General features: G+C 65.0%; 10 protein-coding genes and 1 pseudogene. 5 read left to right on the forward strand and 6 right to left on the reverse strand.

The annotated features are described in order from the left end of the window. Window positions 1–17: 17 nt before the first annotated feature. Together hydA and HUG12_RS00705 are read right to left on the reverse strand one after the other, a co-directional pair. Window positions 18–1,430 (reverse strand): annotated as a pseudogene (gene hydA / locus HUG12_RS00700) (dihydropyrimidinase). Window positions 1,431–1,508: 78 nt separating this feature from the next. After that, window positions 1,509–2,678: an MFS transporter gene (locus HUG12_RS00705; protein WP_179266936.1), complete on the reverse strand. Its 1,170-nt coding sequence runs from the start codon at window positions 2,676–2,678 to the stop codon at window positions 1,509–1,511. Window positions 2,679–2,878: 200 nt separating this feature from the next. Here HUG12_RS00705 and HUG12_RS00710 point away from each other — a divergent pair, with 200 nt between their 5' ends. Further along, on the forward strand, window positions 2,879–3,637 hold the full coding sequence (locus tag HUG12_RS00710) for an aspartate/glutamate racemase family protein (protein WP_179266937.1): 759 nt from the start codon (window positions 2,879–2,881) through the stop codon (window positions 3,635–3,637). A gap of 75 nt (window positions 3,638–3,712) precedes the next feature. On the opposite strand, the gene HUG12_RS00715 is transcribed toward HUG12_RS00710, so the two are convergent. From HUG12_RS00715 to HUG12_RS00730, 4 genes are all read right to left on the reverse strand, one after another. Beyond that, window positions 3,713–5,542 (reverse strand): hydantoinase B/oxoprolinase family protein, encoded by a 1,830-nt coding sequence (locus tag HUG12_RS00715; RefSeq protein ID WP_179266938.1) that lies wholly within the window; start codon window positions 5,540–5,542, stop codon window positions 3,713–3,715. A 5-nt stretch (window positions 5,543–5,547) separates the two neighbouring features. After that, window positions 5,548–7,641, reverse strand: coding sequence for a hydantoinase/oxoprolinase family protein (locus HUG12_RS00720; RefSeq protein ID WP_179266939.1), 2,094 nt, complete (start codon window positions 7,639–7,641; stop codon window positions 5,548–5,550). 124 nt (window positions 7,642–7,765) lie between these two features. Beyond that, window positions 7,766–8,128 (reverse strand): cupin domain-containing protein, encoded by a 363-nt coding sequence (locus HUG12_RS00725; RefSeq protein WP_179270521.1) that lies wholly within the window; start codon window positions 8,126–8,128, stop codon window positions 7,766–7,768. A 124-nt stretch (window positions 8,129–8,252) separates the two neighbouring features. Continuing rightward, entirely contained in the window at window positions 8,253–9,284 is a 1,032-nt protein-coding gene (locus tag HUG12_RS00730; protein ID WP_179266940.1) for an LLM class flavin-dependent oxidoreductase, read from the reverse strand. 124 nt (window positions 9,285–9,408) lie between these two features. Here HUG12_RS00730 and HUG12_RS00735 point away from each other — a divergent pair, with 124 nt between their 5' ends. From HUG12_RS00735 to HUG12_RS00750, 4 genes are read left to right on the forward strand one after another with little or no spacing between them, the layout of a single operon-like run. Beyond that, window positions 9,409–9,609 carry a hypothetical protein gene (locus HUG12_RS00735; RefSeq protein WP_218836377.1) on the forward strand — a complete coding sequence of 67 codons (201 nt, stop codon included), beginning with the start codon at window positions 9,409–9,411 and terminating at the stop codon, window positions 9,607–9,609. A gap of 41 nt (window positions 9,610–9,650) precedes the next feature. Then, on the forward strand, window positions 9,651–10,505 hold the full coding sequence (locus HUG12_RS00740; protein ID WP_179266942.1) for an energy-coupling factor ABC transporter ATP-binding protein: 855 nt from the start codon (window positions 9,651–9,653) through the stop codon (window positions 10,503–10,505). After that, complete coding sequence (locus HUG12_RS00745) at window positions 10,502–11,410, forward strand: energy-coupling factor ABC transporter ATP-binding protein (RefSeq protein ID WP_179266943.1); 909 nt, start codon at window positions 10,502–10,504, stop codon at window positions 11,408–11,410. Before HUG12_RS00740 ends, HUG12_RS00745 begins: the two co-directional genes overlap by 4 nt. Window positions 11,411–11,440: 30 nt before the next feature. Next, a complete protein-coding gene (locus HUG12_RS00750; RefSeq protein WP_179266944.1) occupies window positions 11,441–12,103 on the forward strand; it encodes a hypothetical protein in 663 nt (220 codons plus the stop codon).

Genomic DNA, 12,103 nt, shown 5'->3' on the forward strand with positions numbered 1-12,103 from the left:
CGGGAAGAGGAGGCTGGCTACTGGGTTGTTCGTAGCTGTTCGAATCGCTCCACCGCGTCTTCGGCGGCGGTTTCGAGGAACGCACCGTGCCCTTTGTCGCCGACGAGTTCGCCGTCGACCACGATCGGTTCGGCCTGGAGCAGGACCGTCTCCGGTGCGCCGGTCACTTCAAGTCCCTCGAACGGCGAGTAGTCCGACGTCATCCCGAGGTCGTCCCCGTCGACGGTCCACGTGCGTTCGGGGTCGTAGACGACGAGGTCGGCGTCGGCGCCGATGGCGACGGTTCCCTTCCGGGGGTAGAGCCCGAACGCCTTCGCGACGTTCGTCGACGCGAGTTCGACGAACCGTTGGCGGGAGAGTTCCCCCTCGACGACGCCCGCCGAGTAGAGGACGGTGTTGCACGTCTAGACGCCCGGGAGTCCGTTCGGAATCTGGGTCACGTCGTCTCGGAACTCGGCCTTCTGTCGGGTCGTGTACCCGCAGTGGTCGCTGTTGACCATCGAGAGGTGACCGTCGGCGAGCAGCTCCCACAGGGCGCCGCGGTGCGCGGAAGCCCGCAGTGGCGGGCTACAGACGTACCGCTCTCCGTCGGGGTCCTCGTATCGGTCTTCAGTGAGGGCGAGATAGTGCGGGCACGTCTCCGCGACGAGTGGGAGCCCGCGCGTCGTCGCGGCTTCAAGGACGTTCCGGGCGCCGGCGGTGCTCGCGTGGACGAGGAGCGTCGGGCAGTCGGTCTCGGCAACGAGTTCCGCGACGGTCCACATCGCAGCTGTCTCGGAGACGGCCGGGTGCGTCTCGGGATGGATCTCGAATTCCGCGGGGCCGTCGACCGTGCGTTCGGCGACGAGCGACGCGATGATCTCGTTGTTCTCGGCGTGCACGAGCAGCATTCCGTTCGCGTCGGCGACCGTTCCCATCACGCGTCGGAGTTCGCCGTCGTCGAGCCGCAACCGATCCTCGTACACCATGAACGTCTTGACGCTCGCGGCACCGCGCGCGATCAGTTCCGGAACTTCCCGGAGCGTCTCGGGAGTCGCGTCGGTGACGCATCCGTGGAACGCGTAGTCGACGTACGCATCGCCGGCAGCCTCGCGCTGGCGGCGGTCGAGCGCGTCCAGCGGCGTCTCGTCCGGGTCGGGGATGGCGAACGGGACGATGGTCGTCGTCCCACCGATCGCCGCGGCACCGGTGAGGTCGTCGAACTTGTCGCCGGTCGTGAACGCGCCGAGTTCGAGCTTCGCGTGGACGTGCGAGTCGAGGAACCCGGGGAAGACGTAGCGGTCAGTCGCGTCGATCGTCTCGTTCGCGCGCTCGCCGAGCGTACCGGGTGCGGCGAGTTGGGTGACAGTCCCGTCCGTCACGCCGACGTCCATCCGGGCCTCGTACACGGGCGTGACGACGGTCCCGTGCTCAATGACCATGTTTACCATGCCCTACGGTACCAGGGCTCTCGGCATAACGATTGAGGGTGCATCGTACGCCCTCTACAACGGGTTCCCGCAGCCAGCCTACCGGTCCCCGCCGGGGCGCGCCTGGATGCGCCACGCAACCGCAATGCCGAGCGCCGAGAGGACGACGGCGTACCCGAAGGCGGCGGTGTACGCACCCGTTCGCTCAATGAGGACGCCCGCGACGACGGGGGCCGTGAACGATCCAAAGAGGCCCGTCGTCGTGAGGAACCCGACGACGAGGCTATTCGCGTTGTCCGTCGCGAACTCCGGGCCGAGCGTGTAGAACACGCCGATGCCGAGCTGGATGAAGAACCCACCGGCAGCGATGAGCGCCACCGCGAGGAGGACGTCCGTCGCCGCGGCCACGCCCACAACGATGGGGAGCGAGACGACGAAGGACGCGCGGACGACCGGACGCCGACGCTCGTCGAGGACGTAATCCGAGACGACGCCGCCGCCGGAGCGCGCCAGGATGCCGACCGCGGGGAACAGCGCGACGAAGAGTCCGCTCTCCTTGAGTGAGAGGTCGAACGTTTCTGAGAGGTACGTGGGCATCCAGCCGCTGAAGAACAGGAACAGCGAGTACGCGACGAACGCCATCACGCCCACGAGCAGGAGGTTCTCATTGCGCGCGACCAGGCCGATGACGGTCCAGACTGAACGCGAGTCGGGGACGCCCCTAGGTTGGACGCGAGGGACCGCGAACCAGAAGAGGAGCGTCGACGTTGCGACGAGACCTGCGAGCACGCCGAACACCGCGGGCCAGGAAAGTGCGTGCGCCAGAAGCGGGGCAGCGCCGATGCCGAAGGTCAGGCCTGCGGGCCCGCTGGTCGTGTAGACGCCGACGGCGGTCGCGGTGCCGTCGTCGACGGTCCGCGTGACGATGTCGATGCTCACGATCCAGAGGACGGCGAATGCGATGCCGCCGGTGAATCGGGAGGCGACCAGCGACCAGTACGCTTCCGCGACGCCCGCCTGCCACCCCCAGAGGCTCGTGGCGACCAGCGCGGCGGCGGCGACTGCCACGGTGCGACGCCCCTCGAAGCGAGCCATGACGAGGCCGGCGGGGAAGCTCACGAGCGCCTCCGCGGCGTACGGCGCGCTGATGATCCAACTCGCGGCCGCCGCGCCCACCCCGAGGTCGTCCCGGATGACCGGGAGGACGCTGGAGGGAAGGATGAGGTACGCCGACGCGCCCAGCGAGAGGAGCCAGAGGCTCGCGACCATCACGGCGTCCGACCGGGATAACCTGCCGGTGGCCGCCATCCCTACGACCCCCTGAATCCCGGCCCCATGGCTCGAAGCGCGCTCACGAGGGGGACGTTCTCGCCTGGGAGGCTTGTACGTACCGACCGCCGTCGACGGCGGCGCACATCTTTTTGTAACCGGAGATACTCCCTCTAGCGTGCAGGAGGTTCACAAGTGCCATGAGAATCAAGGCTATCAATCCGAACACGACGCTGGAGATGACGGAGAACATCGGCGAGGTGGCCGACATGTACACGAGCGACGACACGGAGATCGTCGCCGTCTCGCCAGAGAAGGGCCCGGTGAGCATCGAGTCGTACTACGACGACTACCTCGCCATCCCAGGGCTCCTCGAAGAGATCCGGAAGGACGAGGACGAGTTCGACGCGTTCATCAACGCGTGCTGGGGCGACCCGGGCATCGACGCTTGCCGCGAGGTAACCGACAAACCGGTCGTCGGAATCGCCGAGGGGTCGATGTACGTCGCGAACATGCTCGGCGCGAAGTTCTCGGTCGCCACCGTCCTGCCGCGGGCGAAGGACCTCATTGAGGAGACGGTTCGGACGACCGGACTCGAGTCCAAGTGCGCGTCGGTCCGGTGTACGGACCTCTCGGTCGTCGAGACCGAGACCGCCCGCGATGCGGCCGCAGACGCGCTCTTAGAGGCGAGCGAGGCCGCCATCGAAGAGGACGGCGCCGAAGCGATCTGCCTGGGCTGCGCCGGGATGGGCCAGCTCGACAAGGTCCTCGAAGAGGAACTTCCGGTGCCCGTCATCGATAGCACCGGGGCGGCGGCCGTGCTCGCCGAGGGACTGGTCCGCCTCGGGAAGACGACGAGCAAGGTCATGACCTACAAGTCGCCCGAACCGAAGGAGATCAAAGGCTACCCCGACATCTACCAGTTCGGCGAATCCACCGCCCCCGCCGCCGACGACTGAGTCCCCTCGTCGCCTCGTTTTTCGCGCTGTGACCGTCCTGGTAAAGGAGTAGACTCGACGGCGAAAGGACCGCCGTTAGCGACGCTCGCTACGGAGCTCCTCGGTCGCTTCCTCGTCGACCTCGAGATCGTCGGTAAGGGCGACGCCGTAGGTCTCGCGAGCGCGCTCGACGGTCACGAAGTCGTCGAGGACATCCGTGCGGACCTTCTCGGGGGTGCGGTCGAGCGGGTCGCCCCAGCCGCCGCCACAGGGACCGACGAGTCGAAGGCGTTGCTCCGCGTCCATCGACTGGTTCTCGAGCTTCGAAGAGAGGTGCTGTTCGCCCTCGGTGTTGGGATCGAGCACGATCTGCCCGGGCGTGCCGTCCTCGCCACCGTCGAACCCCCACGGCGGATACTTGTTCCCGTCGCCCTCGATCGAGACGCGACCCGGCGACGCGAACTCGAGTTCGCGAATTGGCCCGATGCCACCGCGGTTCTCGCCGGCACCTTCCGCGTTCTCCCGGAGCTCGTACCGGGCGACACGCAGCGGGTAGTGGCTCTCGATGTCCTCGATGGGGTTGTTCCGCGTGTTCGCGTACAACGTGTCGACGGCGTCCATGCCGTCCTTCGTCGGTCGGCCGCCGTAGCTACCCGAGGAGATGTCCATGTACACCCAGTACTCGTCGTCCTCGGTGACGCCGCTGTACGTCCCAACCTTCAGGTTCCCGATCCCCGCACACGTCTGCTCGGGGACGACCTCGGCGAGCGCCTTCAGCGTCAGGTCGGCGATGCGGTTCCCCGGACAGAACCGCGCGATCGTCGGCGCCGGGAACCGCGGGTTCGCGATCGTCCCCTTCGGCGCATGCACGTGGACGGGTCGTGTGATGCCGTTGTTCTGCGGGACGACCTCGTGTTCCTCCGTGTCCAGCAGCGTCGACCGGACAACGAGGAGGACCGCAGGGATGACCGTCCCCTTGAAAGGCATGTTTATTGGGCGGTTGTCGACCTGGTCGTCGCACCGCGTGAGGTCCACGTTGATGTCCGACCCGTCAATTTCGAGGTCGACCGCCAGGAAGATATCCTTCTCGTCGGGATCAGGCGAGTCGAGGAATCCGTCGATATACCCCTCCGCGGAGTACGTGCCGTCCGGGAGCGCCTCGATTTCGGTGCGCAGGCGGTGCTCGGAGTAGTTCATCATCGCCTGTCCAGCGATCTTCACGGTATCGTGGCCGTACTCGTCGAACAGCTCATCGAGGCGGTCGGCGCCGACGCGCGCGGCCGAGATCTGCGCCTCGATATCGCCCATAACCATGTCCGGGACGCGAATGTTGTCCGCGATCAGCTGCCAGGCCGTGTCGTTGCGCTCGCCGCCCTCGATGATCTTCAGGGCGTCCAGCCGGATGGACTCGCTGTACGCGTCGATCGTGTCGATGATGCACGTCCCCGGCTTGTCCGACCCAACGTCGAGGTGGTGCGCGGTAGTCACCGAGAACGCCGTCAGCTCGCCGTCGCGAAACACTGGGACCACGATCGCGAAGTCGGGGGCGTGGCTCGCGCCGTAGTACGGATCGTTGTGGAGGACGACGTCCCCCGGCTCGAAGGACTGGTCGCGCTCCTCGAAGAGTTCGATGACGCCCTCGACGTACGCGGGAATTGGCCCCATCTGGAGGGGCGTGCTGTCCGTCTCACAGAGCTGTCGACCCTGTTCGTCCAGGAGCGCGCAGCCGAAGTCCTCGGACTCGCGGATGATGCTCGAGTAGCTCATCCGCGTGAGCTTGTGACCCATCTCGTCGCAGATGTTGATGAGACTGCCCGAGATGACGCGCTGAGTGATCGGATCGACCTGTTCTTCCGGGTCGTCGACGTCGAGCCTCGGTGCGGTCTGCTCGAGCACCGTCTGCGTCGTGTCCTGTGATTTTGCCATTGTTGTTACCTCGTGGTGGGGGTTCGCGTCAGTTCGATGTCGCCGTACCGGAGGACGCGCGCGTCGAAGTCCGGCGGCACGATGATCGTCGAGTCCTTCTCGCCGATGATCGCCGGCCCCTCGAGTTCGTGGCCGGCGCCGAGCGCCGACCGCTCGAGGAACGGCGTCTCGTGCGCGCGAGCTTCACCGTCCACGCCGAAGTGCACGTCTTCGGTGAATAGGACGTTGTCCTCGGCGTCGCCCTCGACCTGCGCGACCTCGATCAGCTTCGAGGACGGGAGTTCGCCGTAAGCCGTCACGCGCTCGTTGACGAGCTCGATCGGGTTCTCGGGGAAGTTGTGGCCGAACTCGCCCTCGTGGTACTCGTGGAAGGCGTCTCGGATGTGCTCGACGGAGTCGACGCGCTCCCCCTGCCCGACGGGGATGTTGAGTTCGTACCCCTGGCCTTCGTAGCGGCAGTCCGCCGTCATCTCGAGCGCGATGTCCTCCGCGTCGATGCCCGCGTTCAGTAGGTGATCGCGGACACCTCCGACGAGTTCGTCGTAGTCCGCCTGGAGTTCGTCGCGGTTCAACTCGCCCAGCATCGAGAACTTCGTGTTGATCTCGTCGTACTGGAGGTCGGTCGTCGTGAGGCCGACCGCCGACAGCACGCCGGGGCTGCTCGGGACGATCGTCCGGGGGATGTCGAGTTCCCGCGCGATGTCCGCAGCGTGCATTGGGCCGGCGCCACCGAAGGAGACGAGCGTGAACCGCTTAGGGTCACGGCCCTTCTGGATCGTCTTCGACCGGATGGCGTTGGCCATGTTGTTGTTGACAATCTGGAGAACGCCGAGCGCGGTGTCCTTCGGACTCATGCCCAGCGGGTCCGCGAGCGTCTCCTCGATCACCTCCCGGGGGCGCTCCGTCGCGAGGTCCATGCCGCCACCGAGGAAGAAATCGGGGTGGATGCGGCCGAGCGCGACGTGGGCGTCCGTGACCGTCGGTTCGGTTCCGCCGCGGTCGTACGCGATCGGGCCCGGCATCGCGCCCGCGGACTTCGGGCCGACGCGGAACGCGTCCGCGGCGTCGAGGTAGGCGATGCTCCCACCGCCCGCGCCGATCGTCTCGATGTCGATCATCGGCACCATCACGGGGTAGCCGCCGATCTCGGTCTCTCGGACGTTCGCCTCCACGATCTCGTTCCCGGAGACGATCCCGATGTCGGCGCTCGTTCCGCCCATGTCGAACGTTATGACGTTCGTGTCCTCCGAGCTCGGGGTGTTCGCGCTGCCACGCCACTTCCCGCCGAGGACGCCAGCGGCCGGCCCCGAGAGCAAGAGCGTCACTGCGGTCTCCTTGATCATGTCCTCGGTCGCGATGCCGCCGTTGGACTGCATCACGTGGAGGTCGGCCGTGATGCCATACTCGCGGAGTTCATCTTTGAACCGACTGATGTAGTCGACGACCGTCGGCCCGATGGAGGCGTTCATCGCGGTGGTGGTGAATCGCTCAAACTCGCGGAACTGCGGGTACACCTCCGCGCTCGTGGTCACGTACGCGTCGGGGTGGACGTCCTGGACGATCTCCTTGGCGCGACGCTCGTGGTCGTCGTTGAGGTAGGAGAAGAGGAAGGAGATGGCGACGGACTCGACGCCGTCCGCTTCGAGCTCGCGGGCTCGCGCTTCGACCGCGTCCTCGTCGAGTGGCGTCTCCACCTCACCGTTCGCGGTCACGCGCTCCGGAACGGTCTTCCGGTGTCGACGCTTGACGAGGGGATTCTTCTGCCAGGGGATGTCCTGTTGGATCGAGTAGTTCTGCGGGCGTTGGTGGCGCCCGATGTGGACGATGTCCCGATAGTTCTCCGTGGTGAGCATCCCGGTCTCGACGCCCTCGTGCTCGAGGACGGCGTTCGTGGCGATCGTCGTCCCGTGGAGAACGTAGTCGATCTCGCCCGGGTCGGTCCCGGTCATCTCGCAGATCTCCCGGGTCCCCTTGAGTGCACCCTCGGAAGGGTCCTCGGGGGTGGTGCTGACCTTGTGTATCGTCTGGTCCTCGGTTTCGTTGTCGACGAGATACACGTCGGTGAAGGTCCCTCCGATGTCTATGCCAAGTATTCTCATCCTCGTCTCTGACAGAGAGCAGGGCCTCCCAAAAAGCTTTACCCAGGTCTTGGTCGACGCGTCGGCCGAGGATAGCCGTTCCGGGCACTCGACTCGGGAACACCGACGCCGAACCGTCCGGACGCTACTCAAGCCGTTCGGCTTCGACCGTCCGATCCGAGGTCACGTTCCCTGTGTTCGTGGTGCCGGCGGGCTCGAATAGCATGATCCGAGTCGCCTCGTCGGCGACGGGGCGATGCTCGACGCCGCTGGGAACGACAACGAACTCCCCCGGTTCGAGTTCGACGTCGGGCTCGTCCCGAAGTTCGATCGTGAGGGCGCCGTCGAGGACCATGAACAGTTCGTCGGCGTCGTCGTGGTGGTGCCAGACGAACTCGCCCTCGACGGTCGCCAGCTTCACCGCCTGGCCGTTGAGTTCGGCCGCGATGTGCGGCGACCACTGTTCGTCGATGGACGCGAACGCCTCGTCGGGAGAGACTTTCTCGATCACGTCCCAACGTTCGGGCGCCGCCGTCAAAAGTCGTTGCCGACGTCTCACTCTTGCACCATGACGACGAGGCGGGCTGGTCGGTCGCAGCGGGTCGAGTCGTGGGGTCGTCGGATGCAGTAGGTCAGGTCGCGTCGTCGAGGTCGAAGTGGTCCGCGATAGTCTCGATGCCGTAGCCGTAGTGCTCCCCCATGAGGCTCGGGACGAGGAAGTCGAGTCCGAGGTCGAAGTAAGTATCGAGGCGCTCGACGCACTCCGTCGGCGTTCCGGCGGCGGCGAGTTCGGTGACGAAGTCGTCGGGGACGTGTTCGGCCGCCACCTCGATGCTCTCGGTCTCCGTCGTCTCCCGGACTGGCTCCATGATCTCCGAGCGGACGTCCTCGCGTTCGAACAGCGGGTCGCCGACCTTCCGGCGGGCGTCCTCCAATCCGGGGAGATTGCAGACGTACTCTGCGAGCAGTGGCTTCACAGTCTCCTTCGCCGAGTGGCCGTCGGCGTCGATCGAGAACACCGGGACCATCCCGACGTCCGGCGGGTCGCGGCCGGCCTCGTTCGCGCCGTCCTCGATAAGCGAGATCGCGTTCTTGATGTACCCCTCGCTGACGAACGCATTGAGGACCACACCGTCAGCGATGGCTCCGGCGAGCCGCAGCATCCGCGGCCCGGTCACGCCCATGTAGACTGGGATGTTGGGGCGGGGCGGCTGGAAGTCCAGCGACGCACCGTTGATCGAGACAGTCTCCCCGTCGTAGTCGACCCGGTCGCCCGTCAGGAACTGGCGGAATGCCTCGATCGTCTCCTTCGTGCGCGTGAGCGGTCGTTCGAACTGCTCGCCGTGGAAGTCCTCGACGAGCATCTGGTTTGCCGCGCCAATGCCCAGGATCGACCGTTCGTTCGAGATCTCGTCGAGGGTCGCGAACGTCTGGGCCATGAGCGTCGGCGTCCGCGTGAAGGGGTTGATCATCGCGGTGCCGAGGCAGATACGGTTCGTGCGGGCCGCCCACGCCGTCAATGGCGTGACTCCGTCTCGCATCAGGCGCGTCTCGAGCGCCCACGCGGACTCGAACCCGCGGTCTTCCGCGAGTCGGACGTAGGTTCCCTGACGCGGTTCCGGCGGTTGGTGGACGAACGCGATGCCGAATCTATCGACGGCCATAGTGATATGAGCGCGAATCTCTGCAAAAAGCGTTCGGGTGGTCGACACTGCCAGGCCCCAGACTGGTAAGATTATTTACGATAAAGATTTAAGGAACGACTGGGAATCCCTACACGGTTGCACCATGTCAAAGGATAGCATGATTCCATTACTGGCAATCGTTGTCGTCGCAGTGGCGTTGATCGGGCTCGCCTATCTAAACATCACAGGCGTGTTCCAGATATCGGGCGCAGCGCTCGTCGATAGGAACACCGCGACGATCATCGTCGCGATCCTGTTCCTGTTGATGGTACCGTGGGCGTACCGACGCGCAAAGTCCTCGTAACTCGAATTGCACCATGACCAATCCCAACACGTGACTCACAGATGAAGGCGATCGAAATCGAGGGACTGTCGTTCCAGTACCGGAACCAGGAAGCCGGGTACGCACTCGAAGACGTCTCGCTGAACGTCGAAGAGGGCGAATTCCTGGGCATCGTCGGCGAGACGGGTGCCGGGAAGACGACGCTCCTCTCGGCGATGTCTGGCGTCATCCCACACCACACAAATGGCGAGAAGGAGGGCGTCGTCCACGTTAAGGGCAAGCCGGTCGAGGAGTACGCGTCGCTGTACGAGATGGCCGTGGACGTGTCGCTGGTCCTCGACAGCCCCGAGAACCAGCTGTTCAACCTCCACGTGTTCGACGAGATCATCTGGGGGCCGGAGAACCTCGGACTGGACCGCGAGGAGATCCTCGACCGCGGGAACCGCGCGCTCGAACTGTTCGGACTCGAAGGCTTCGAAGACCGCATCACGTACAACCTGTCCGGTGGAGAGAAGCAAAAGGTCGCGATCGCCTCCATCTACGCACTGAACCCCGATATCGTCCTGCTGGACGAACCGACTAGCCAACTCGACCCCATCGGGACCGAGATGGTGTTCGAAGCCATCGACAAGCTCATTGAGGAGGGCGTCACCATCGTCATGGTCGAACACAAGATCGAGGAGATGGCGAAGTACGCCGACCGCATCGCGGTCCTGCAGGACGGGTCGCTTCGTCGCGTGGACGAGACCTGTTCGTTCTTCCTCGAGGGAGACGCCCACGGCATCGCCCCACCGCAGGTGACCGAACTCGGCCAGCGACTACGCGAGGCGGGCGTCGACGACGTTGCGGTCCCACTCACGCTCAACGAATCGATCGACGAGTACACGCGGCTACTCCAGCGAAGAGGGATCAAATGACAGAGTCACGCACCGGCAAACACCCGGCTCTGGTCGTCGACGGTGTCGAGTTCGGGTACGTCTCGGATACGACCGTCCTGCACGACGTCGACCTCTCAATCGACAGCGGCGAGTTCGTCACCATCATCGGGCAGAACGGCTCGGGGAAGTCCACGCTCGTGAAGAACGTCGTCGGCCTCCTTAAACCCGACCAGGGGTCAGTCACCATCTACGACGACGACGGAACGCCCTACGAGACGACCGAGCAACCAATGAACGTCCTGGCGCGCTACGTCGGGTTCGTCTTCCAGAACCCCGACGATCAGATCTTCCACACGTCCGTCCAGAAGGAACTGACGTACGGCCTGAAGAACATCGGCGTGCCGGAGGCCGAACGCCAGGAGCGCATCGAGTCCGTCCTGGACGCGGTCGGCCTCTCCACGGACGGGAGCCAGAACCCGTTCAACCTCGGGAAGGGCCAGCGTCAGCGCCTCGCGATCGCCGCAGTGCTCGTGATGCGGCCCCAGACCATCATCGTCGACGAGCCGACGACTGGACAGGACCGCAAGGAATCGAAGCGGATCATGGAGATTCTCCAGGAGTACAACGACGAAGGGCACACGATCATCGCAATCACGCACGACATCGCGCTGGCAGCCGAGTACACCGACCGCGTCGTCGCCATCAGGGACGGCGACGTGATCGCCGACGGCCCGCCGGAACGCGTCTTCCTCGACGAACAGAACCTCAAGGAGACGAACATCCGGCCACCCCAAATCACGCAGCTCGGCGCCGCGTTGAACGACCGACTCGACGCAGACATCTTAGAGGAGATGTGGCTGACCACCGACGACGCGTTCGAGGACACCATCGACGCGCTGTCCGAGGGCGAAGCGGTGACAAAGTCGAGTCGAAAACACCAGTAACCAACCACACCAACAGACATCGATTCAACAATGGACGAAGTTCGCGACACCACCGAGGCAACGAGTACCGAACACAGAACGCCCGCCAGCGAAGAGACCGCACCGGGTCCACTCCCGGACGAGCACTACGGTCGACTCCCCGACTGGAACTTCGACCTGATGCCGTCGTCGACGGCCGTCATCATGGCGTCGCTGTTCCTCGCGCTCGGGTTCACTGTCAACATGCAGATCACCGAGCGCATTGACACGGTGATGTGGGGCGGCGTCTCCCCGCTATGGGGCCTGTTCTTCTTCTCGCTGTGGATCCTCCCCGCTGCGCTCTTCTTCGGCATTCCCGGCGCGCTCATCGTGGCGAACATCAATCCGATCGTCGCCAACCTGACAGCGACGAACCCACTCGCACCGACGTTCTTCGCGACGAATACGCTGTACGCGCTCCCGATGGCACTGTGGTGCTGGTATCTCAAGGAACCTGGACGTGGCCTCACGTTCGGCCAGGTTGCGGCCGCGCACTTCCTCTCGATTCCGCTCGCGGTCGTGCCCCTGGCCCTCATCTGGGCGTTCGTCCTGAACTTCACGCTCCCCGTCATCGCGATGTGGTTCGTCGGGTCCGTCCTCTTCGGCTGGGCCGGCGTCTTCGTCGCGTACCCCTTCACGAAGAAGCTCCTCGAATCCGGCGTCATCCAGCAATAA

The sequence above is a fragment of the Halorarum salinum genome (assembly GCF_013402875.1).
Lineage (GTDB): Archaea > Halobacteriota > Halobacteria > Halobacteriales > Haloferacaceae > Halorarum > Halorarum salinum.

What these genes read in the sequence shown, in the direction of transcription:
- HUG12_RS00730 (WP_179266940.1), bottom strand. Translation starts at nt 9,284, where the DNA reads ATGGCCGTCGATAGATTCGGCATCGCGTTCGTCCACCAACCGCCGGAA.
- HUG12_RS00745 (WP_179266943.1), top strand. Translation starts at nt 10,502, where the DNA reads ATGACAGAGTCACGCACCGGCAAACACCCGGCTCTGGTCGTCGACGGT.
- HUG12_RS00720 (WP_179266939.1), bottom strand. Translation starts at nt 7,641, where the DNA reads ATGAGAATACTTGGCATAGACATCGGAGGGACCTTCACCGACGTGTAT.
- HUG12_RS00705 (WP_179266936.1), bottom strand. Translation starts at nt 2,678, where the DNA reads ATGGTCGCGAGCCTCTGGCTCCTCTCGCTGGGCGCGTCGGCGTACCTC.
- HUG12_RS00740 (WP_179266942.1), top strand. Translation starts at nt 9,651, where the DNA reads ATGAAGGCGATCGAAATCGAGGGACTGTCGTTCCAGTACCGGAACCAG.
- HUG12_RS00710 (WP_179266937.1), top strand. Translation starts at nt 2,879, where the DNA reads ATGAGAATCAAGGCTATCAATCCGAACACGACGCTGGAGATGACGGAG.
- HUG12_RS00715 (WP_179266938.1), bottom strand. Translation starts at nt 5,542, where the DNA reads ATGGCAAAATCACAGGACACGACGCAGACGGTGCTCGAGCAGACCGCA.
- HUG12_RS00750 (WP_179266944.1), top strand. Translation starts at nt 11,441, where the DNA reads ATGGACGAAGTTCGCGACACCACCGAGGCAACGAGTACCGAACACAGA.
- HUG12_RS00735 (WP_218836377.1), top strand. Translation starts at nt 9,409, where the DNA reads ATGTCAAAGGATAGCATGATTCCATTACTGGCAATCGTTGTCGTCGCA.